The organism is Phocaeicola coprocola DSM 17136, assembly GCF_000154845.1.
Classification (GTDB): domain Bacteria; phylum Bacteroidota; class Bacteroidia; order Bacteroidales; family Bacteroidaceae; genus Phocaeicola; species Phocaeicola coprocola.
Window position 1 is genome coordinate 1 of the sequence record NZ_DS981495.1, and the last position, 20,937, is coordinate 20,937.

Here is a 20,937-nt window from a genome sequence, read left to right on the forward strand (position 1 = left end):
GGAAATATCGAACAACCTCTGTGAGCAAAGGATGAAACCTGTAAAGCTGCTGCTCAAGAACTGTATGAACATCGGCAGTGAGGATGCAGCAGGAAACTCGGCATTCATCTTTTCTCTGATAGAAAGCTGCAAGCTTAATGATATAGCCCCTCAGGATTACCTGAAGCACTTGTTTGAATGTATTCTTCATGGTAAGGACTGCGACAAGAAGGTCCTTCTGCCATGTTTTTATAAATCGGAATGTTAAAACTAAACTATTTTCTTGCGGACATTTTTATTTTATCGGCTGAAAAACAGCCGATAAAATTGTCGTGGCGGAAAATAGAATGGTTACAGTTCCAACATGTCCTAAAAAACCTCCGTTTTCAAGTACTCTAGTAGTATTTGCTAAATCTGTTTTTTTAATAGGCTTAATGCTTTTTATGTCAGTGATTTTTATAGAGCCAAATACTTGTTTTACAATAATAGTTTCCTTTTCAATATAGGTACAATAAGGTGTTTTTAGAATAAAAAGGATGAAAAGCCCAATTGCTAAAATTGTAGGAATAGTAGAATACCATTCGTGTGCATTGATAACATAAGTTATCATGAAATAAATTCCTATTGCGCACAATATTGATATTGTAATAACAGTTTTATCAGGAATAAAAAAAAATTTCATTTTTCAATATTTTTATGATTAATAGTTCCTTCTAATACTTCATGAATGGTTTCTTGCTCTTCTTTTGTTAAATTATTAATATTGGCAATATCTGTGGCTAATTTATTAATAGCATTGTGTAAGTTATTTGTGATATCGTATGTATGTGTATCGTTCCCTCGAAGTCGCCACGGCTTTATTACATTCTTTTCGGTAACTTGTGTTTGATCTAGTTTTGAGCTGTTTCTAAACTTTTACCCCAATGACCATTGGATACAATTCTTGTCTTAAGACCAAGATTAGTACAAAAACAAATTGCGGATATCAAGTCGTCTTTTAATAAGGTACATTCTCCACCTGTAAAGACAACAACTTTTATACTAGGGGAAGTGGCTTTACAGGTGGATATATATTCTTTTATTTCTGAGATAACATTAATCTAGGATATTGTGTACTACAGTTGAAGCAGCAATTTTCACATGCGGCAATTTATATGTAGTTATAAGTGTTAATATTGAGGATTTATTATGTCCATATGAATAGAGAATAGTATAAAATAGATTAATGAATCAATGATTGTGAAAAAATTAAGGAAGCTGTAATTTCAGCTTTACGAATTGTTTGATGAATTCAACAGTTCCGTCAATGCCTAAAACCGAAGAATCGATGCAAAGGTGATAGGTTGCAGCTGCTCCCCATGTCTTATAGCTGTAGTAGTTGTAATATGAAGAACGTTTTTTGTCTGCTTTCTCCATCAGTTCTTCTGCTTTTTCTGCACTGATGTTATGCAGTTTCATCAGTCTTTCAATGCGCGCTTCGGGAGAAGCTGATACGAAAATGTTGGCACAACGCGGGAAATCGCGTAAAATATAATCTGCACAGCGTCCTACAAACAGACACGACTTTTGTTCTGCCAGATGACGTATCACATCACTTTGTATCTTGAACAACGAATCGTTGCTTAAATAAGAGTTATATGGATAAGCTCCTTCTGTTATAAAAGGAAAACGTGTTCCGAACAATCCTCCCAAGATGCTTTGCGAAGCTTTCTCGTCTGCTTTTTCAAAGAACTCTTTACATAGTCCGCTTTCTTTAGAAGCCAGATTGATCAGTTCTTTATCGTAGAAAGCTATACCTAAGTCTTTAGCCAGTTTTTCACCAATTTCCTTTCCGCCGCTGCCCAGCTGACGTCCGAGGTTAATTATATAGTGATTGTTCATAATTGAATGAGGTTTGGTTTGTAAGGCAAATATAAATAAAAATTTTTGCTTTTAATTTATTTCTGCTGCCTTTTGCTTGAATTGCTTAAACTGGTTGTATAGCATAAATCCTGCAATCAGGCTGGCTAGGATATCGGATATCGGCATGCTGAACCAGATTCCGTCTGCTCCCCAGAATAAAGGAAGTATCAGCAGGCATGGGATAAGAATCAGCACCTGTCGGCTTAATGAAAGGATAATGGCCTTTTTTGCCATTCCGATACTCTGGAAGAAGTTGGATGTCACCATCTGGAATCCGATAATCGGGAAGAACATGACTGTTATTCGGAGTCCCCGTGCGGACAGTTCGATCAACTTGCTGTCGGTTGTAAAAGCCGATACAGCAAGTTCCGGCATCAGTTCTCCTACCAGAAAACCGCTGGTGGTGACAATCGTAGCTGCTATGACGGTCAGTTTCATGACATGGTTTACCCGATGAAATTGACGTGCCCCGAAATTGTATCCGGCAATAGGTTGCATACCTTGGTTTAACCCCATGACAATCATTACGAAAAGAAATACAATTCGGTTTACTATACCGAAGGCTCCTATGGCAAGGTCGCCGTCGTACAGTTTCAGCCCTTTGTTGATCAGAATTACTATCATACAAGAGGCTACGTTCATGAAGAAAGGAGCAAGACCGATTCCGATAATATTTTCTACCAACACGCCTTTCAATCGGTAAATACCGCGGCGGAAATGTAAAAGTTCGTTTTTATTGCAAAATATTTTAATTAGCCAGCATAAAGATATAATCTGTGCCAGAATGGTTGCTATAGCTGCTCCACGTATTCCCATACCGAATCCGTAAATGAACAAAGGGTCTAATAGGGTATTGATGACGACGGTCAGTATGGTTGCTGCCATTGCCTTTTGCGGATGGCCGGCAGAACGCAGTACGGAGTTTAGTCCCAGATACATATGAGTAACTACGTTTCCGAGAAGAATGGTTACCATATAGTCGCGTGCATAGGGTAGAGTAACTTCACTGGCTCCGAAAAAGTACAGGATAGGATCAAGAAAAGCAAGTGTCAGTATCGTAAACAAGATACCGATAATCAGGTTTAGGGATACTACATTCCCTAAAATCTGTTGGGCTGTGGAATAATCTTTTTGTCCTAACTTAACAGAAACAAGGGTAGAGGCTCCTACACCTACCAGTGAACCGAAAGCAGCAGCCAGGTTCATCAGAGGGAAAGTAATGGCAAGACCCGAAATAGCCATGGCACCTACTCCATGTCCGATAAAAATACTGTCTACCATGTTATAAAGTGAAGATGCTGTCATCGCGATAATGGCCGGAATGGCATACTGCGTCAATAGTTTGCCGATGGGTTGGTTTCCCAGTTCGGTTGCTGTTCCTTTTTGTGTCATAAAACTCTTTTTACGATTAAATTCGCGGTAAAGGTACTTAAAATTCCATACAAGGAAAAAACTTTCTTTATCTTTGCATCATCGAAAGTGTCAGATTTTATGGAACATTCATCTTTATCTTTGCAAGAACTGAACTCACTGGTACGCAAAAGTATTCGTACTTGTCTTCCTGATACTTATTGGGTACAGGCGGAGCTTAGCGATGTGCGGGCAAATTATTCCGGCCATTGTTATCTGGAGTTTGTGCAGAAGGATGCAAAAAGCAATGCCCTGATTGCGAAGGCAAGGGGGATTATCTGGAGTAATGTATATTATCAGCTGAAAGCTTATTTCGAACGGGAAACCGGTCAGGCATTCGTTTCGGGTATTAAGGTATTGGTGAAGGTCAGTGTCGATTTTCATGAACTTTATGGATATTCGTTGACCGTAACAGATATAGATCCTACTTACACGCTGGGTGATATGGCACTTCGCCGGAAAGAAATTCTGAAACGTCTGGATGAAGAGGGTGTCCTGACACTGAATAAGGAACTGGAATTGCCGGAACTTACACAGCGTATCGCGGTTATATCTTCGGCTACAGCAGCCGGTTATGGTGATTTTTGTAATCAATTGGAGAACAACGCCTTTGGCTTTGCTTTCCATTCTCGATTGTTTCCGGCAGTCATGCAGGGAGAAGCTGTAGAAAGTTCTATTATTTCTGCTCTGGAACGGATCAATGCAGAATGCGACCGTTGGGACGTCGTTGTCATTATCCGTGGAGGAGGGGCTACATCCGATTTGTCCGGATTCGATACGTATGAGCTTGCTACACACTGTGCACAGTTTCCATTACCTGTCATAACCGGCATTGGTCATGAACGTGATGATACGGTACTCGATATGGTATCGCATACACGAGTTAAAACTCCGACTGCTGCTGCCGAGTTTCTGATAAATCATTTGAGGCAGACAGCAGAACGCCTTGAACGCTATACACAATTTATCTATCAGGAACTGCCGGTTTTGTTTACTCGTAAAAAGGAACAGTTTGAGCATTGGGTATCTCGCATTCCTGTACGGGTACAGATGCGCCTCCAGCATGAACATTTCCGTCAGGAAAGACTGACCAAGCAGATACAGATGGGATGGCAGACACGTTTCCTGAAAGAAGAACACCGGTTGCAGATTGACCGTCGTATAGCTACGGCTTTGGAGGTGATTCTACAACGGGAAAAGCATCGTCTGGCACTGATCGAACAACAAGTCAAGGCCTCTTCTCCGGAACTGTTGTTAAAGAAAGGGTACAGTATTACCTTAAAAAATGGGAGAGCGGTAACGGATGCAACACAACTTCTTCCCGGTGATGAAGTTGTTACTAAAGTAGCGAAAGGAGAATTTAAGAGTAAAGTGATATAATTATGGCAACAAAAAAAGAAACTTATACCGAAGCAATGAAACGCCTGGAAGCTATCGTGGCACGAATAGAAGGCAACGAACTCGATATAGACGAGCTGGGCGATAATCTGAAAGAAGCTCAAAAACTGATAAAGTATTGTCGGGATAAACTGTATAAAGCAGATGCTGAAATCAAAAAGATGCTCGATGAGGGTGATAAAGTGGAAAAAAGCTGTGATTAAGTTGGATTTTGCAAATATAAACTTTACTTTTGCTTAAATACTTGTAACGGAATGTAAAACATAAACATTATATTAACAATGAAAGAAATAGATTGGTCTAAACTGTCTTTCGGCTATATGAAGACAGATTACAATGTACGTTGCTACTATCGCGACGGACAATGGGGTGAACTGGAACTTTGTTCGGAAGAAACATTGAATATTCATATGGCTGCTACTTGTCTGCATTACGGACAGGAAGCTTTCGAAGGATTGAAGGCTTATCGTGGAAAAGATGGAAAAATCCGTGTATTCCGTCCGCAGGCTAATGCAGAACGTCTGCAAAGTACTTGTAGAGGTATTCTGATGCCGGAACTGTCGACTGAAAAGTTCTGTGAAGCTGTACGTATGGTTGTAAAGGCAAACGAGCGTTTCATTCCTCCTTATGAAAGCGGTGCATCTCTTTATATTCGTCCGTTGCTGATCGGTACGGGTGCACAGGTAGGTGTTCATCCGGCAAGCGAATATCTTTTTGTCATTTTCGTTACTCCGGTAGGTCCTTATTTCAAAGGTGGTTTTGCAACCAATCCTTATGTTATTATTCGTGAGTTCGACCGTGCTGCTCCGCTGGGAACCGGTACATTCAAGGTCGGTGGTAACTATGCTGCCAGTCTTCGTGCCAATAAGATGGCTCACGATGCAGGTTATGCCAGTGAATTTTATCTGGATGCCAAGGAAAAGAAATATATTGATGAGTGTGGAGCTGCCAATTTCTTCGGTATCAAAGATAACACATATGTTACACCGTTGTCTTCTTCTATTCTTCCTTCTATTACAAACCGCAGCTTGATGCAGCTTGCAGAAGATATGGGTATGAAGGTAGAACGCCGTCCTATTCCGGAAGAAGAACTTGCTACATTCGAAGAAGCAGGTGCATGTGGAACAGCAGCCGTTATCAGTCCGATTGAACGTATCGACGATTTGGAAAACCATAAATCGTATGTCATCGCAAAAGACGGTAAGCCGGGTGCTATCAGTGAAAAGCTTTACAACAAACTGCGTGCTATCCAGTATGGTGATGAAACAGATCCATACGGATGGGTAATGATTGTAGAGTAAATGAATTATTAACCTTTAAAATCTAATACTATGTTAAAACTTAATTCTGAATTGCGCGCAGCTTCACGTACTACACTGTCGGGTAACTGGACGATAGCTGCACTTGTTACGTTGCTATATTTACTGATAGCAGGAGGTGTTAGTTCTATTCCTAAGGTGGGAACTGTTGTTTCACTTATAATAACGTATCCGCTTGTGTATGGATTTGCCATATTGTTCCTCGACTTGTTCCGCGAAGGAAAACCGCTTGAGATTGGAAAACTGTTTGATGGATTCAAGGATTTCGGAAGAATTTGGGGTACGGGTATTTTAGTTGCTATTTATACGGTGTTATGGACTTGTCTGCTGATTGTTCCGGGTATTATCAAATCGTATTCTTATGCTATGACTTATTATATATTAAAAGATGAACCGGAATTGAAATACAATGCTGCTATCGAAAAAAGTATGAGCATGATGAACGGTTATAAGATGAAGTTATTCTTGCTTAATTTGAGTTTTATCGGCTGGATGATTTTATCTGTATTGACTTTGGGTATCGGATTACTGTTTTTGCAGCCTTATATGTCTACTGCACGTGCAACTTTTTATGAAGATCTGAAAGCAGAATTGAGCGGTAGAAACGCCAGCGAAGAAGTATAATACGGATAGTTGTAATCATTGTATATATAACGGGCAGGCAGAGAGGTTGAAATCTCTGTCTGCCCGTGGTGTTTTCTGTAGTAAATCTTTTTTGTCCGTTCCGGTGAAAAAACGTAACTTTGTGCCCAAAACAAGAAGAACTCAGTAAAAAATGGGAAAAGGAAAGCTGGCAAAGTTTGCAGATATGGCGGAGTATCCGCATGTGTTCGAATATCCATATTCGGTGGTAGATGATGTTCCGTTCGAGATGAAAGGAAAATGGAACAAGGATTTCTTTAAGAACGATAATCCGATTGTATTGGAATTGGGGTGCGGTCGCGGTGAATATACCGTGGGACTGGCACGACGTTATGCCGACAAAAACTTTATCGGAGTAGATATAAAAGGTGCACGTATGTGGACAGGAGCTACCGAAGCCTTGAATGAAGGATTGAAAAACGCTGCTTTTCTGCGTACCAATATCGAAATTATCGACCGCTTCTTTGCTCCGGGAGAAGTGAGTGAAATCTGGCTGACTTTCTCTGATCCGCAGATGAAGAAGGCTACCAAGCGACTTACTTCTACCTATTTCATGAACCGTTACCGTAAGTTTCTTGTGCCCGACGGACTGGTACATCTCAAGACCGACAGTAATTTCATGTACACTTACACCAAATACATGATAGAAGCCAATAATCTGCCGGTAGAGTTTATCACCGATGACCTGTACCATTCGGGTATGGATGATGATATTCTGAGTATCCGTACCTATTACGAACAGCAATGGCTGGATCGTGGCTTAAATATAAAGTACATCAAGTTCCGTCTGCCTCAGGAAGGAGAGTTGCAGGAACCGGATGTAGAAATTGAACTGGATGATTATCGCAGTTACAACCGCAGCAAACGCAGCGGGCTGAAAACAAGTAAATAATAATAATAATAATTTGAGATATTATGACACTTTATCCAAAACTTATTCTTGATGCGCTGGCAACGGTGCGTTATCCGGGAAATGGAAAGAATATTGTAGAAGCCGAAATGGTGGCCGATAATATTCGTATTGACGGGATGAAGGTGAGCTTCTCATTGATATTCGAGAAACCGACCGATCCGTTTATGAAATCGGTAGTTAAATCTGCCGAAACTGCTATTCATACTTATATATCAAAGGATGTAGAAGTGACGATTGCTACAGAAAGTCGTCAGGCTGCCCGTCCGGAACCGGGAAAGATGCTTCCGCAGGTAAAGAACGTGATTGCCGTTTCTTCCGGTAAGGGTGGAGTAGGAAAGTCTACCGTAGCGGCCAATCTGGCAGTAGCACTTTCGAAACTGGGTTATAAAGTAGGTTTGCTCGATGCGGATATCTTCGGACCTTCTGTACCTAAAATGTTCCAGGTAGAAGATGCTCGTCCTTATGCTGAAATGGTAGATGGTCGTGATTTGATTGTTCCGATTGAAAAGTATGGTATCGAACTGCTTTCTATCGGCTTCTTTGTCGATCCGGATCAGGCTACTTTATGGCGTGGAGGTATGGCTAGCAATGCCTTGAAACAGCTGGTCGGTGATGCCAAATGGGGCGATTTGGATTATTTTATTCTCGATACTCCTCCGGGAACAAGCGATATTCATCTGACTTTGCTTCAGACGTTGGCTATTACAGGAGCTGTTATCGTCAGCACTCCTCAGCAGGTTGCTCTTGCCGATGCACGCAAAGGTATCAATATGTACATGAACGATAAGGTAAACGTACCTATTCTCGGACTGGTAGAGAATATGTCGTGGTTTACTCCAGCAGAGCTGCCTGAAAACAAATATTATATTTTCGGAAAAGAAGGAACAAAGAAACTGGCCGAAGAACTGAATGTTCCGTTGCTGGGACAGATTCCTATCGTACAGAGTATCTGTGAAAACGGAGATAAAGGTACACCGGTTGCGCTGGATGAAAACTCTGTGACCGGACAAGCTTTCCTTGAACTGGCACGTAACGTTGTAGCACAGACTGAAAAGCGTAATGCCGAACTAGCTCCGACTCAAATTGTAAAAACGCATAAATAAGAATATCTTTATAACAGATATTGAAAGGAAAACACCATCTTTTGCATGTGCAGAAGATGGTGTTCTCTTTTTAGAGGTATGGTGTACTGAAAACATCAGCATGTTTTTGAAAAATATGGGCAAAAGTTCTGTAAAACATCAGCATCTTTTTGGGAAAACATGAGCATCTTTTAGAAGAAACATCAGCATGTTTTTTTAACGTGTATGAAATCAGTTGTGGATATGAGGTATTTTGCAATGTCAGCACCCTCAAGAGCTAGTAAGTTTATTTTCCGGTCAAGCCCTCCTGCATATCCCGTCAGGTTACCGTTACTTCCTATTACACGGTGGCAAGGAATGATAATACTGATAGGGTTGTGTCCTACTGCTCCTCCTATAGCTTGTGCCGACATGCTTGAAATACCTTTCTGTCGGGCTATTTCTTGAGCAATATCTTTATAAGTAACTGCTTCTCCATAAGGTATTTGTTGCAGGATTTTCCATACAGCAATTCGGAAGGGTGTGTCATTCAGCTGGAGAGCAGGTGTAAAGTCAGGTTTCTTTCCACTGAAATAGCAATCCAGCCATTCGGATGTTTGGTGAAAAACGGGAAGATCTTTTTCTTGAGTGCAATTGGCCAGCGTACGTGCAAAAAACTTTTGGCCTTCGAACCATAAACCGGTGAGGCATGTTCCGTTACTGGCTAAAGTGATCTGTCCGAGTGGAGAATTATAATGGCTGGTGTATTCCATAGATAGAAAAGCAGAAAATAAAAAGAAGAGATAAAACAATCTTCCCTGTTACGTGGCGACAGAAGATGTTTTATCTCTTCGTGTATAATGAATGGAATTGGTTTCTTAGATGTTCTTTACTTTAATCAAGTATTCGGCAATCTGTACAGCATTCAGCGCAGCACCCTTCTTTATCTGGTCACCAACAATCCAGAATGTCAGACCGTTTTCGTCTGCAAGATCCTTACGGATACGTCCTACATATACAGGATCTTTACCTGCGAGGAACAACGGCATCGGATATTCTTTCTTTTCAGGATTATCCATCAGTACCAGACCCTCTCCTTCAGCAAAAGCCTGACGAGCTTCTTCTACAGAAACCGGACGTTCTGTTTCTACCCAGATGCTTTCTGAGTGAGAACGAAGAGCCGGAACACGTACACAAGTTGCACTTACTTTTACGTCAGAGTGCATGATCTTACGTGTTTCGTTGAACATTTTCATTTCCTCTTTAGTATAACCGTTGTCGGTAAATACGTCGATTTGAGGTATCAGGTTGAACGCAAGCTGGTAAGCGAACTTTTCAACAGTTACAGGTTCGCCGGCAAGTACCTGACGGTATTGTTCGTAGAGTTCGTCCATTGCAGCTGCACCAGCTCCACTGGCAGCCTGATAAGTAGAAACATGTACACGTTTGATATGTGACAGTTTTTCGATAGCCTTCAATGCTACCACCATCTGTATAGTAGTACAGTTCGGGTTAGCGATAATACCACGCGGACGGTTTAAAGCGTCTTCAGCATTTACTTCGGGTACTACCAAAGGAATATCAGCATCCATACGGAATGCACTTGAGTTGTCTATCATTACAGCGCCGTATTTGGTGATAGTTTCGGCAAATTCCTTAGAAGTACCTGCTCCTGCAGAAGTGAAGGCAACATCAACACCTTTGAAGTCATCATTGTGTTGCAGCAGTTTCACTTCGATTTCTTTTCCGCGGAACGTGTATTTTCGTCCTGCACTGCGTGAAGAACCGAATAATAACAATTCGTCTATCGGAAAATTTCTCTCATCAAGCACACGCAGGAACTCCTGTCCTACTGCTCCGCTTGCACCAACAATAGCTACTCTCATTTTCTTTTACAAATTCTTAAACTGTTAATACTTACATTTTCTTACTGTGCAGACTGTTTTATCTTCTCTTTGTTAAGAAACTTATTTGTTTTTGAAACGATGTGTTTCGTCTGCCAATATTTCCGATTGCAAAAATAAAACATTCTGAATTATTAATACGGAAAATAGGAAGTTTTTTTGTATTTTTGTTTCTAAAATGAAATAGTAACGCCTATTTATGAAAGAAGTGCTCGATTTTGTAAACTTTGATTTTCATCTTCCTGTCACCGACCCTACGTGGATTTTTTTCCTGGTGCTGGTTATTATATTGTTCGCTCCCATTGTTTTGGAACGGTTGCGTATTCCTCACATTATCGGTATGATTCTGGCGGGAGTCGTTATCGGTGAGCATGGATTCAATATATTGGCACGTGACAGCAGTTTTGAGCTGTTTGGCAAGGTGGGACTTTATTATATCATGTTCCTTGCCGGACTCGAAATGAACATGGAGGATTTTAAGAGCATTCGTGTAAAGGCTACCGTGCTGGGACTGCTGGCTTTTATTTTTCCGTTGGGAATAGGTATATGGACCAATCTTCACCTGCTTGGTTATAGTCTGGCTACTTCGGTTTTGCTGGCCAGTATGTATGCGTCGCATACGTTGATTGCTTATCCTATTGTAATCCGCTATGGCATTAACCGTCAGCGGGCTGTAAGCATTGCCGTGGGAGGTACTGCTGTGACAGATACACTGACATTGCTGGTTCTGGCAGTAGTGGGAGGTATGTATAAGGGTGAAACTTCCGAAATGTTCTGGATATGGCTGGTGCTGAAAGTTGTTGTGCTGAGCGTAGTCATTATGTATGCTTTCCCTCGTATCGGACGGTGGTTCTTCCGTCGTTACAGTGACAATGTAGTGCAGTATATCTTTGTAATGGCAATGGTTTTCCTCGGAGCCGGACTGATGGAGTTTGTGGGAATGGAAGGTATTTTGGGTGCTTTTCTTGCCGGTCTGGTATTAAACAGGCTGATACCTCATGTTTCTCCGCTGATGAGTCATCTGGAGTTTGTAGGAAACGCTTTGTTTATTCCTTATTTCCTTATCGGTGTGGGAATGTTGATCGACGTAAATGTCTTGTTCGGTCATATAGATTCTGTCAAGGTAGCTGTAGTGATGATTATTGTTGCACTGTTGGGTAAATGGATTGCTTCATGGCTTACACAGAAGATATATAAGATGCGTGCTTTGGAGCGTGAACTGATGTTCGGCTTGAGCAATGCACAGGCAGCTGCTACACTGGCAGCCGTACTGGTGGGATATAATATCATTCTTCCCAATGGAGAACGTCTGTTGAACGAAGATGTACTGAATGGAACAATCTTACTTATTCTGGTGACCTGTGTGGTTAGTTCGTTTATTACAGAGCATGCAGCCAAACGTATTGCAATGGACGATGCGGAAGTGAGTGACGAGAAGGCTCAGGAAAAAGAAAAATTCCTGATTCCAGTAGCAAATCCTGAAACGCTGGAAAGTCTGATGAGTCTGGCTATGGTGGTACGCGACGAAAAGCAGCCGGATAATCTGGTAGCTCTAAACGTAATCAACGATAATAACGGTTCGGTAAAACAGGAAATGCGTGGCAAACGCAGTCTGGAACGTGCAGCACAGATAGCGGCTTCGACCAGCGTAAGGCTGAAAACCGTATCGCGTTTCGACTTGAATATTACTACCGGTATCTTGCATACTGCGAAGGAATACGAAGCGACGAATATCATCATTGGTCTGCATTGTAAAATGAGTATCGTCGATTCTTTCTTTGGTAATCTGACAGAAAATCTGCTGAAAAATACTTATCTGCAAGTGATGGTAGCACGCTTCCTGATTCCTGTCAATACGTTGAGGCGTATTATCGTGGCTGTACCTCCGAAAGCTGAGTTCGAACACGGATTTATGAAATGGATAACTCACATGTGTCGTATGAGCAGCCGGTTGGGATGTAGGGTACACTTCTATGCTCATCCCCAGACATTGGGTTATATACGTGGATATATACAGAAAAAGCATAAGGATACGCGTGTGGCTTATTCTGAGCTGGAGGACTGGGATGACTTGCTTCTTTTGACCGGACAGGTGAACTATGATCATTTGCTGGTAATCATCAGTGCACGCCGTGGCTCTATCTCATATGATTCAGCTTTTGAGCGATTGCCGATGCAGATATCTAAATATTTTAATAATAACAGCATCATGTTGCTTTATCCCGAACAGAAGGGTGATCCGAATGAAAGTCTGTCGTTCTCCGATCCGCGCGGATGGGCTGAAACACAATATTATGATAAGGTGGGCAACTGGTTCTATAAATGGTTTAAAAAGAATTCATGAGCGAAGATAGTAAGGCCTGGCAGCAACGCACCGAGTTGTTGTTGGGAAAAGATAAGACCGACCGTTTAAGACAGGCACATGTACTGGTGGTCGGACTCGGAGGAGTGGGAGCCTATGCAGCGGAAATGATTTGCCGTGCTGGAGTAGGCCGGATGACTATTGTAGATGCCGATACAGTACAACCCAGCAATATTAACAGGCAGCTCCCTGCTACACACTCTTCACTAGGCAGACAGAAGGCTGAGGTTCTGGCAGAGCGTTTTCTCGATATAAATCCGGAACTTCAACTTACGGTATTGCCAGTGTATCTGAAGGATGAAGCAATACCTGAACTGCTTGACAGTGCCAAATTCGACTTTGTGGTTGATGCAATTGATACGGTAGCTCCCAAGTGTTATCTTATTTACCATGCCTTGCAGCGTGGTATTAAGATTGTAAGCAGCATGGGGGCCGGAGCCAAACGAGATATTACGCAGGTGCGTTTTGCTGACTTATGGGAAACTTATCATTGCGGACTGAGTAAGGCAGTGCGTAAACGTTTGCAGAAAATGGGAATGAAACGTAAGTTGCCGGTAGTGTTCAGTACCGAACAGGCAGATCCGAATGCTGTTATACTGGTAGACGATGAACAGAATAAAAAGTCTACAGCCGGAACAGTGAGCTATATGCCCGCCGTATTTGGCTGTTATCTGGCAGAATATGTAATACGAAAATTGTAGAACGATGATTCAGTTGGAAGGAATAACCAAGAGCTTTGGTTCACTGCAGGTATTGAAAGGGATAGACCTTATAATAAATAAAGGAGAAGTAGTAAGTATTGTCGGACCTAGCGGGGCAGGAAAGACTACCTTGCTTCAGATAATGGGTACGCTCGATAAACCTGATAGCGGAAGGATAGTGCTGAATGATACGGAAGTAAACCGTCTGAAAGAGAAAGAACTGTCGGCTTTCAGAAACAAGGAAATCGGATTCGTTTTTCAGTTTCATCAGCTGTTGCCTGAATTTACGGCATTGGAGAATGTAATGATTCCTGCTTTAATTCAGGGAATTTCTGCTTCTGAGGCAAAGAAAAATGCCCGTGAAATGTTGGATTTTCTGGGACTTGCCGAACGTGCCTCGCACAAACCGGCTGAACTGTCGGGAGGAGAAAAACAGCGTGTTGCCGTAGCGCGTGCACTGATAAATCATCCTTCTGTCGTACTGGCAGATGAACCTTCTGGCAGTCTGGATACACAGAATAAGATTGAACTTCACCGCTTGTTCTTCGATTTGCGTGATAAACTGGGACAGACTTTTGTTATTGTAACCCACGATGAGGAACTGGCTGCGCAGACTGACCGTACAATTCACATTGTAGATGGAATGATAAAATAGCAAGCTACATCTTTACATATGCAGATTTGCATCAGAATTGACTTTGAACAGTCTTTTCTGATGCAAATCTTTTTTATAAAATCCATTTAGAATGACAGATGAACTACCTCAGGGTTGTGGTCAGACAAGAATTGTCCGGCTTCTTCAGCTTCTTGAGGAATATAGCTGCTTTCAACTTTGATCTGTGGGGTAACAAAGATGAAGTCAATCTGGTCGCAAGAGTCGGCAGGGATACGTCCGAAGTCGTGGAAGGTGTAATCTACTCCTTCGCGTTGTGCAGCTTCTTTATACGCATCTTTCAGTACAAACTCATTGGTTGTTATAGTTTCATAAGCTTCCGACTGGTCTGTTACGTTGAAATCTCCAGTCAGTACAGCCGGCTGATCGCCCACAATTTCTTTAATTTTTTCAATGATCAGCAGGGCTCCTTTTCTTCTGGCTTCCGTTCCTACATGGTCGAAATGGGTATTTACTGCCATAAAGATCTTTCCGGTTTTCTTGTCCTTCAGTTTTGCCCATGTTGCAATGCGGCTGCAAGCTCCGTCCCATCCGATAAATCCTACACTGTCCGGATATTGTGAGAGCCAGAAAGTGTTACTGTCGAGTACTTCGAAGCGGTCTTTCTTGTAGAATAGAGGTGAGTATTCTCCCTTTGTTTTTCCATCTTCACGTCCTACACCAACTTCTGCATATTCTGGCAGGCGTGATTTTAAATCCTCCAGCTGATTGTGAAGAACCTCTTGCATACCAACGATGTCGATGTCCTGTGATTTGATGAATTGAGCTACATTGTCTTTCCGGTATTGCCAGTTGTTCAGGCTGTCGCCTGGATTATCATAACGGATGTTGAATGTTCCCCAAGTAACTTCTGTAGGCTGTTGTTGAGTTGTGCACGAAAGAGTGGCGACAGAAAGTGAAGCTGCCACGATTCCCAAAGTGAAAAGTGAGTGTTTCATAGAATAAAAAATTTAATGATATGCTATATGTTGTTTTTCGTTTGAAAATGTTCCGCTAAGTAAAACAATTTTATGATGTTTTTCACTTATAGGCGGAATAAATTTTCTGATAAAAATAACCATAAAACTTTATTTCATGACTTTCAGACTTAGCAAATGTAGTCAATAGGTTTGTCAGACTTTCTTTTGTAGCTCTCATTTGTCGGGTATATAAGTTTTTTGTGCTATCTTTGGCAGAAATAAGTGATTGTTATGAGTCATATACAGTTAGGAAGATATAATCAGTTGGAAGTTGTTAAGGAAGTTGATTTCGGCATGTACCTTAATGGTGATGAAGATGGCGAAATATTGCTTCCCAAGCGTTATGTGCCTCAGGGATGTAAACCGGGCGATGTGCTGAACGTGTTCATTTATCTTGATATGGATGAGCGCTTGGTAGCTACTACGCTGGAGCCCTATGTTCAAGTAGGAGAATTTGCCTGTCTGGAAGTAGCATGGGTAAACCAGTATGGTGCATTTCTGGATTGGGGACTGATGAAGGACCTTTTTGTTCCGTTCCGTGAGCAGAAGGCCAAGATGCAGAAAGGAGGACGATATCTGGTGCATGTACATCTGGATGAGGAAAGTTACCGTATTGTGGCATCGGCTAAGATAGAGCATTATCTGTCGAAGGAACGTCCTGAGTATAATCAGGGTGATGAAGCTGAGGTGCTTGTATGGCAGAAAACCGATTTGGGATTCAAGGTTATTGTAGATAACAAATATTCGGGCATGTTGTTTCATAATGAGATTTTCCAGCCGCTGGAGCCGGGAATGCGTTTGCATGCTTATGTGAAACGTGTGCGTGAAGATGGAAAAATAGACCTGGAACTTCAGAAAAGAGGAGTGAAGAAGGTCGATGATTTTGCAGAACTTCTGTTGCAGTATATCAAAGATAACGACGGATATACACCGATAAATGACAAGACAGATGCCGAACAGATATATAATACGTTCGGGGTAAGCAAGAAGACATTTAAGAAGGCTGTCGGAGATTTATATAAAAAGCGTCTGATAGTATTGGAAGATGACGGTATAAGGCTCGTAAAAGAATAACTACCTCATAAAAAACTCCTTCATGAAAACAATGAAGGAGTTTTTTATATATATAACTTCTATTTATCAGATTGATAATTCGTGGAGAACATTGACAAGTTCATGGTCGATAGGCTTGTCGTTTTTGATAGCCTTTGTAAACGGAACATAAACAATCTGGTCATTTTCTATACCGATCATTACATTGCGCTGTCCTTCCATCAAAGCCTGAATACTTGCTACACCCATTCGGCTGGCAATGATACGGTCGTGTGCAGTCGGTTTACCACCACGTTGCAAGTGTCCCAGAATAGTTACACGTACATCATATTGCGGATATTCGTTCTTTACACGTTCTGCATAATGCATAGCTCCACCTGTGATTTCACTTTCGGCTACCAGTACGATAGAGCTGCTCTTTGATTTACGGAATCCGTTCTTAATGAACTCTTCCAGCTGGTCGACTTCTGTATTGAATTCAGGAATGATTGCAGCTTCGGCACCTGCTGCAATAGCTCCGTTCAGCGCCAGGAAGCCGGCGTCGCGTCCCATAACCTCTACGAAGAACAAACGTTCGTGTGAAGTTGCAGTGTCGCGGATTTTGTCGACTGCATCCAGAATTGTGTTCAGAGCTGTATCATATCCGATTGTTGTATCTGTTCCGTACAAATCGTTATCGATTGTTCCAGGCAATCCGATACAAGGAACATCGAATTCTTGTGCCAGCAGACGTGCTCCGGTAAGTGAACCGTCACCACCGATGACTACCAGTGCGTCAATGCCTTCACGCTGCATGGTTTCGTAAGCTATTTTACGTCCTTCCGGAGTCTTGAATTCCTGACAGCGTGCAGTTTTCAGGATAGTACCTCCCTGCTGTATGATATTGCTGACATTTTGGGTTTTGAACTCTTGAATTTCACCGGTGATGAGGCCTTTGTATCCTCGATAAATACCTTTTACGGTCAGTCCGTTGTATATAGCCGAACGAGTGACGGCGCGGATTGCAGCATTCATTCCAGGAGCATCGCCACCTGAAGTCAAGATACCAATACATTTAATAATTCCCATATGTTATTTCTTTATTAAAATCTTTTGGAGCAAAAGTATTAAAAAACTAGTTTACAAGCAAATAAAAGTCTGTATTTTTGGATGTCAAGAATACGACAAAATTGTTTCTCGGCAGGCTTCCATCAACCATTTCGGTGTGGAGGTTGCCCCACATATTCCGATGGACTGCACGCCTTCCAGCAGTTTCCGGTCGATTTCCTCTGGTCGGTCTATCTGATAAGAATTAGGATTTACCTTGAGACATTCCTGAAACAAAATCTTCCCGTTTGAACTTTTATGTCCGCATACAAAGAATACCAGATCGTGGCGGGCTGCAAACTTGCGTATATCAGGCATGCGGTTTGCTACCTGACGGCATATTGTATCGTAATACTGAAAAGTCGCATTGGGTGAAATATGTTCTTGAATGTATGCAACGATCTGCCGGAATTCATCCAGTGACTTGGTTGTCTGTGAGTACAGACGGATGTCTTTGCTGAAATCAAGCTTCTCGGCTTCTTCCAGATTTTCTATAATGATAGCCTGACCGTTGGTCTGGCCTACCAGTCCCAATACTTCAGCGTGTCCGTTTTTCCCGAATATTACGATTTGTTTTTCCCGTCCTTCCGGATTTGGAGTGTCGAATTCTTGTTTGATTCGCTTCTGCAGGCGAAGTACGACAGGGCAGGTTGCATCAATAAGTTCTATATTGTTCTGTTTAGCCAGTTCGTAGGTGCGGGGAGGTTCTCCGTGAGCACGGAGCAGAACTTTGGTGTTTTTAAGCCGTGCAAACTCCTCGTGGTCGATTGTATTCAGTCCCAGTTGTTTGAGGCGTTCACATTCACGTCCGTTATGCACAATGTCTCCCAGGCAATAAAGCGTATCGCTCTTTGCCAGTTCCTCTTCTGTCTTCCGGATAGCAGTAGTTACTCCGAAACAGAAGCCTGACCCTTCGTCTATTTCTACTTTAAGCATGAGTTGCCTGAAGATATTGATTCATAAGCCATTCTTTCTGTTCTGCAATAGTCATGTTGCTGTTGTCCAGCAGTATTGCATCGTCTGCTTTGCGCAAAGGACTTACTTCACGCGTCTGGTCTATGCGGTCGCGTTCTTCTACGTTATGCAGGATATCTTCGAAAGACGCTTCCTGTCCTTTGGCTTTCAGTTCGTCATAGCGTCGCTGTGCACGAATTTCGGCAGATGCAGTGACGAATATTTTCAGTTCTGCATCAGGAAATACCGCTGTGCCGATATCTCTTCCGTCCATTACGATACCTTTTTCTTTACCAAGTTCCTGCTGCTGGCGTACGAGAGCCTCACGTACAAATCCCAAAGCTGCAACAGGGCTGACAAGTGAGGATACCTCTAATGTCCGGATCTGGTTTTCTACATCCGTTCCGTTCAGAAATGTACGAGGACGTCCGCTTTCTGTATCTAGACGGAATGATATATGAATATTGCTCATCTGCTGCTTTAGCTTATCTTCATCGATGCTTCCATCCGCCAGGAAAAGTCCGTGCTCGATACAGTAAAGAGTAACAGCCCGGTACATTGCTCCGCTGTCTATATATATATAACCGATTTCTTTAGCCAGATCTTTTGCCATTGTACTTTTTCCGCAGGAAGAAAACCCGTCGATTGCAATGATGATTTTGTTCATACCTTATTTATTATAGAGTTAAAAAGAATCAGAAGTCAAAGATAGTCTATTTTCGTGACAGATAGTACGGAATGAACGTATTTTGCAATTTTTCACCCTTATCTTGTTGCATATTCGAAGATTTGCACTACATTTGCCGAACAGAGAATTTATTAACCTATAAAAGTTTTTTTATGGAAATTAAAAAATCGCCGAAAGCCGATCTTGAAGGCAAGAAGACCACTGGTTTACTGATCGGGCTCGTGCTGATATTGGCAGCAATGTTCGTTGCGTTTGAATGGACCAAACGTGATGTCGTAATCACTGCCGATAGTGGTATTGTAGATGTGCCTTTTGAAGAAGAAATGGTTCCTATTACGGAACAGGAAGAACCAAAACAAGCTCCTCCACCTCCCGAAGCACCGAAAGTAGAAGAAGTTTTGCAGATTGCAGAAAATGATGCAGATGTAGAAGAATCTACTATTCAGTCTAACGAAGATAAAGGTGAAGCTATTGACATCAAGTATGTACCTGAAGTCGTAGAAGAAGAGGAAGTTGAAGAACAGCAGATCTTCCAGGTAGTAGAAGAAATGCCGGAATTCCCAGGTGGTATGGCAGAATGTTTGAAGTTCTTGGCTAAGAACATCAAGTATCCGACTATCGCACAGGAAAATGGTGTACAGGGACGTGTTATCGTACAGTTCGTTGTAAACCAGGATGGTTCTATCGTTGATCCGGTTGTTGTTCGTAGTGTTGACCCGTATTTGGACAAGGAAGCACTTCGCGTGATCCAGATGATGCCGAAGTGGAAACCAGGTAAGCAGCGTGGTAAAGCTGTACGTGTAAAATATACCGTACCTGTAACATTCAAGTTGCAGTAAGCTTTTCCTAGATAATATTGTTTAGGCACGGATTGCGCAGAATTGAAAACTGTGCATTCGTGCCTAAAAATTTTTTATAACCTTAATAAAAAGAAAAATCATGGAGCAACAGACTTCAAAAGAATTATTGAAGCAAATTCATGCTTATATCGAATCATTGCCTTATTCTCATGAACCTAAAGGATTGTACGACCCGATAGAATATGTGTTAGGACTGGGAGGTAAAAGACTGAGACCGGTGTTAATGCTGCTTGCCTATAACCTGTTTAAGGAAGATGTGCAGGCAATATTCTCTCAGGCTGCGGCAATAGAAACTTATCATAACTTTACGCTTTTGCATGATGACTTGATGGATAAAGCGGATATGCGCCGTGGAAAACCTACCGTTCATAAAAAATGGGATGAAAATACAGCTATTCTTTCCGGAGATGCAATGCTGATACTTTCTTTTCAGTTTATGATGCAGGGGTGTCCGGTAGAATATACACATCAGGTTATGGATATCTTCTCGCGTACGGCTCTGGAAGTTTGTGATGGACAGCAATGGGATATGGAATTCGAATCCAGAGAAGATGTGACTGTTGATGAATATATGGAAATGATTCGCTTGAAAACTTCAGTTCTGCTTGCCGGTGCTTTAAAAATAGGAGCGGTGCTTGGAGGAGCTTCGGAAAAAGATGCACAGTTGCTTTATGATTTTGGTATACAGATAGGGCTTGCTTTCCAATTGCAGGATGACTATTTGGATGTATATGGTGATCCGCTGGTATTTGGCAAAAATATCGGAGGTGATATTTTATGTAATAAGAAAACGTTTATGCTGATAACAGCATTGGAAAAGTCGGATGACAAGACACGTGCTTCCTTGCAAGAATGGTTGAAAGCTGAAGACTATGTACCAGCCCAGAAGATAGAAGCTGTTACTGCTATATATAATAAGGTGGGCTTGCAGAATATATGCCGAGATAAGATAAATGAATATTATCATGAAGGAATGAGGCTGCTGAAAGAGGTGAACGTGGAAGAAGAATACAAGAAAAAACTGTCTGATTTTGTAATGAGTTTGATGGAACGTAATTTATAACGTTTAATAA

22 protein-coding genes are annotated in these 20,937 nt (G+C 41.8%); 13 read left to right on the forward strand and 9 right to left on the reverse strand.

What is annotated here, in order from left to right; all coding sequences use genetic code 11:
• Positions 1–247, forward strand: a 247-nt coding sequence (locus BACCOP_RS13605; RefSeq protein WP_007570081.1) for a transposase domain-containing protein, incomplete at its 5' end; no start/stop codon positions are given.
• Positions 248–274: 27 nt separating this feature from the next.
• Here the strand turns inward: BACCOP_RS13605 and BACCOP_RS20490 are convergent.
• The 3 genes from BACCOP_RS20490 to BACCOP_RS13620 form a co-directional block, all read right to left on the reverse strand.
• Complete coding sequence (locus BACCOP_RS20490) at positions 275–661, reverse strand: hypothetical protein (RefSeq protein WP_007570083.1); 387 nt, start codon at positions 659–661, stop codon at positions 275–277.
• A 566-nt stretch (positions 662–1,227) separates the two neighbouring features.
• A complete protein-coding gene (locus BACCOP_RS13615; RefSeq protein WP_007570085.1) occupies positions 1,228–1,860 on the reverse strand; it encodes a cytidylate kinase-like family protein in 633 nt (210 codons plus the stop codon).
• Positions 1,861–1,911: 51 nt separating this feature from the next.
• On the reverse strand, positions 1,912–3,273 hold the full coding sequence (locus tag BACCOP_RS13620) for an MATE family efflux transporter (RefSeq protein ID WP_007570087.1): 1,362 nt from the start codon (positions 3,271–3,273) through the stop codon (positions 1,912–1,914).
• Between the two features lie 99 nt (positions 3,274–3,372).
• On the opposite strand from BACCOP_RS13620, the gene xseA reads away from it, so the two are divergent.
• From xseA to BACCOP_RS13650, 6 genes are all read left to right on the forward strand, one after another.
• Positions 3,373–4,671, forward strand: a complete 1,299-nt coding sequence (xseA, locus tag BACCOP_RS13625) for an exodeoxyribonuclease VII large subunit (protein ID WP_007570089.1) — start codon at positions 3,373–3,375, stop codon at positions 4,669–4,671.
• Positions 4,672–4,673: 2 nt separating this feature from the next.
• The gene (gene xseB, locus BACCOP_RS13630) at positions 4,674–4,892 is read left to right on the forward strand and encodes an exodeoxyribonuclease VII small subunit (protein ID WP_007570091.1); all 219 of its coding nucleotides are present in this window, start codon (positions 4,674–4,676) and stop codon (positions 4,890–4,892) included.
• Between the two features lie 78 nt (positions 4,893–4,970).
• A complete protein-coding gene (locus BACCOP_RS13635; protein WP_007570093.1) occupies positions 4,971–5,990 on the forward strand; it encodes a branched-chain amino acid aminotransferase in 1,020 nt (339 codons plus the stop codon).
• A gap of 30 nt (positions 5,991–6,020) precedes the next feature.
• On the forward strand, positions 6,021–6,632 hold the full coding sequence (locus BACCOP_RS13640) for a DUF975 family protein (protein ID WP_007570094.1): 612 nt from the start codon (positions 6,021–6,023) through the stop codon (positions 6,630–6,632).
• Positions 6,633–6,783: 151 nt separating this feature from the next.
• Positions 6,784–7,542, forward strand: a complete 759-nt coding sequence (trmB, locus tag BACCOP_RS13645; RefSeq protein ID WP_007570097.1) for a tRNA (guanosine(46)-N7)-methyltransferase TrmB — start codon at positions 6,784–6,786, stop codon at positions 7,540–7,542.
• A 23-nt stretch (positions 7,543–7,565) separates the two neighbouring features.
• Positions 7,566–8,666, forward strand: coding sequence for an Mrp/NBP35 family ATP-binding protein (locus BACCOP_RS13650; RefSeq protein WP_007570099.1), 1,101 nt, complete (start codon positions 7,566–7,568; stop codon positions 8,664–8,666).
• Positions 8,667–8,848: 182 nt separating this feature from the next.
• Here the strand turns inward: BACCOP_RS13650 and BACCOP_RS13655 are convergent, their stop codons facing one another.
• Together BACCOP_RS13655 and BACCOP_RS13660 are read right to left on the reverse strand one after the other, a co-directional pair.
• A complete protein-coding gene (locus tag BACCOP_RS13655; RefSeq protein WP_007570100.1) occupies positions 8,849–9,397 on the reverse strand; it encodes a methylated-DNA--[protein]-cysteine S-methyltransferase in 549 nt (182 codons plus the stop codon).
• A 105-nt stretch (positions 9,398–9,502) separates the two neighbouring features.
• Complete coding sequence (locus BACCOP_RS13660) at positions 9,503–10,510, reverse strand: aspartate-semialdehyde dehydrogenase (protein WP_007570102.1); 1,008 nt, start codon at positions 10,508–10,510, stop codon at positions 9,503–9,505.
• A 217-nt stretch (positions 10,511–10,727) separates the two neighbouring features.
• Between BACCOP_RS13660 and BACCOP_RS13665 the strand changes: the two genes are divergently transcribed.
• Genes BACCOP_RS13665 through BACCOP_RS13675 form a run of 3 tightly spaced genes read left to right on the forward strand, consistent with a single transcriptional unit; the run spans position 10,728 to position 14,246 of the window.
• Positions 10,728–12,872 carry a cation:proton antiporter gene (locus BACCOP_RS13665; RefSeq protein WP_007570103.1) on the forward strand — a complete coding sequence of 715 codons (2,145 nt, stop codon included), beginning with the start codon at positions 10,728–10,730 and terminating at the stop codon, positions 12,870–12,872.
• Positions 12,869–13,591, forward strand: a complete 723-nt coding sequence (locus tag BACCOP_RS13670) for a tRNA threonylcarbamoyladenosine dehydratase (protein WP_007570105.1) — start codon at positions 12,869–12,871, stop codon at positions 13,589–13,591. Before BACCOP_RS13665 ends, BACCOP_RS13670 begins: the two co-directional genes overlap by 4 nt.
• Before the next feature lie 4 nt (positions 13,592–13,595).
• Complete coding sequence (locus BACCOP_RS13675) at positions 13,596–14,246, forward strand: ABC transporter ATP-binding protein (RefSeq protein ID WP_007570106.1); 651 nt, start codon at positions 13,596–13,598, stop codon at positions 14,244–14,246.
• Between the two features lie 86 nt (positions 14,247–14,332).
• On the opposite strand, the gene BACCOP_RS13680 is transcribed toward BACCOP_RS13675, so the two are convergent.
• Complete coding sequence (locus BACCOP_RS13680) at positions 14,333–15,202, reverse strand: endonuclease/exonuclease/phosphatase family protein (protein ID WP_007570108.1); 870 nt, start codon at positions 15,200–15,202, stop codon at positions 14,333–14,335.
• A 252-nt stretch (positions 15,203–15,454) separates the two neighbouring features.
• Between BACCOP_RS13680 and BACCOP_RS13685 the strand changes: the two genes are divergently transcribed.
• Complete coding sequence (locus tag BACCOP_RS13685) at positions 15,455–16,297, forward strand: CvfB family protein (protein ID WP_007570110.1); 843 nt, start codon at positions 15,455–15,457, stop codon at positions 16,295–16,297.
• A gap of 66 nt (positions 16,298–16,363) precedes the next feature.
• Here BACCOP_RS13685 and pfkA read toward each other — a convergent pair whose 3' ends face one another.
• From pfkA to cmk, 3 genes are all read right to left on the reverse strand, one after another.
• Positions 16,364–17,344, reverse strand: a complete 981-nt coding sequence (pfkA, locus tag BACCOP_RS13690) for a 6-phosphofructokinase (RefSeq protein WP_007570112.1) — start codon at positions 17,342–17,344, stop codon at positions 16,364–16,366.
• Positions 17,345–17,428: 84 nt separating this feature from the next.
• On the reverse strand, positions 17,429–18,298 hold the full coding sequence (locus BACCOP_RS13695) for a 4-hydroxy-3-methylbut-2-enyl diphosphate reductase (protein ID WP_007570114.1): 870 nt from the start codon (positions 18,296–18,298) through the stop codon (positions 17,429–17,431).
• Positions 18,291–18,983: a (d)CMP kinase gene (gene cmk, locus BACCOP_RS13700; RefSeq protein WP_007570116.1), complete on the reverse strand. Its 693-nt coding sequence runs from the start codon at positions 18,981–18,983 to the stop codon at positions 18,291–18,293. The genes BACCOP_RS13695 and cmk overlap by 8 nt, the downstream gene beginning before the upstream one ends.
• 173 nt (positions 18,984–19,156) lie before the next feature.
• Between cmk and BACCOP_RS13705 the strand changes: the two genes are divergently transcribed.
• Both BACCOP_RS13705 and BACCOP_RS13710 read left to right on the forward strand, forming a co-directional pair.
• A complete protein-coding gene (locus BACCOP_RS13705; RefSeq protein WP_007570117.1) occupies positions 19,157–19,843 on the forward strand; it encodes an energy transducer TonB in 687 nt (228 codons plus the stop codon).
• A 100-nt stretch (positions 19,844–19,943) separates the two neighbouring features.
• Positions 19,944–20,927 carry a polyprenyl synthetase family protein gene (locus BACCOP_RS13710; protein ID WP_007570118.1) on the forward strand — a complete coding sequence of 328 codons (984 nt, stop codon included), beginning with the start codon at positions 19,944–19,946 and terminating at the stop codon, positions 20,925–20,927.
• Positions 20,928–20,937 lie beyond the last annotated feature (10 nt).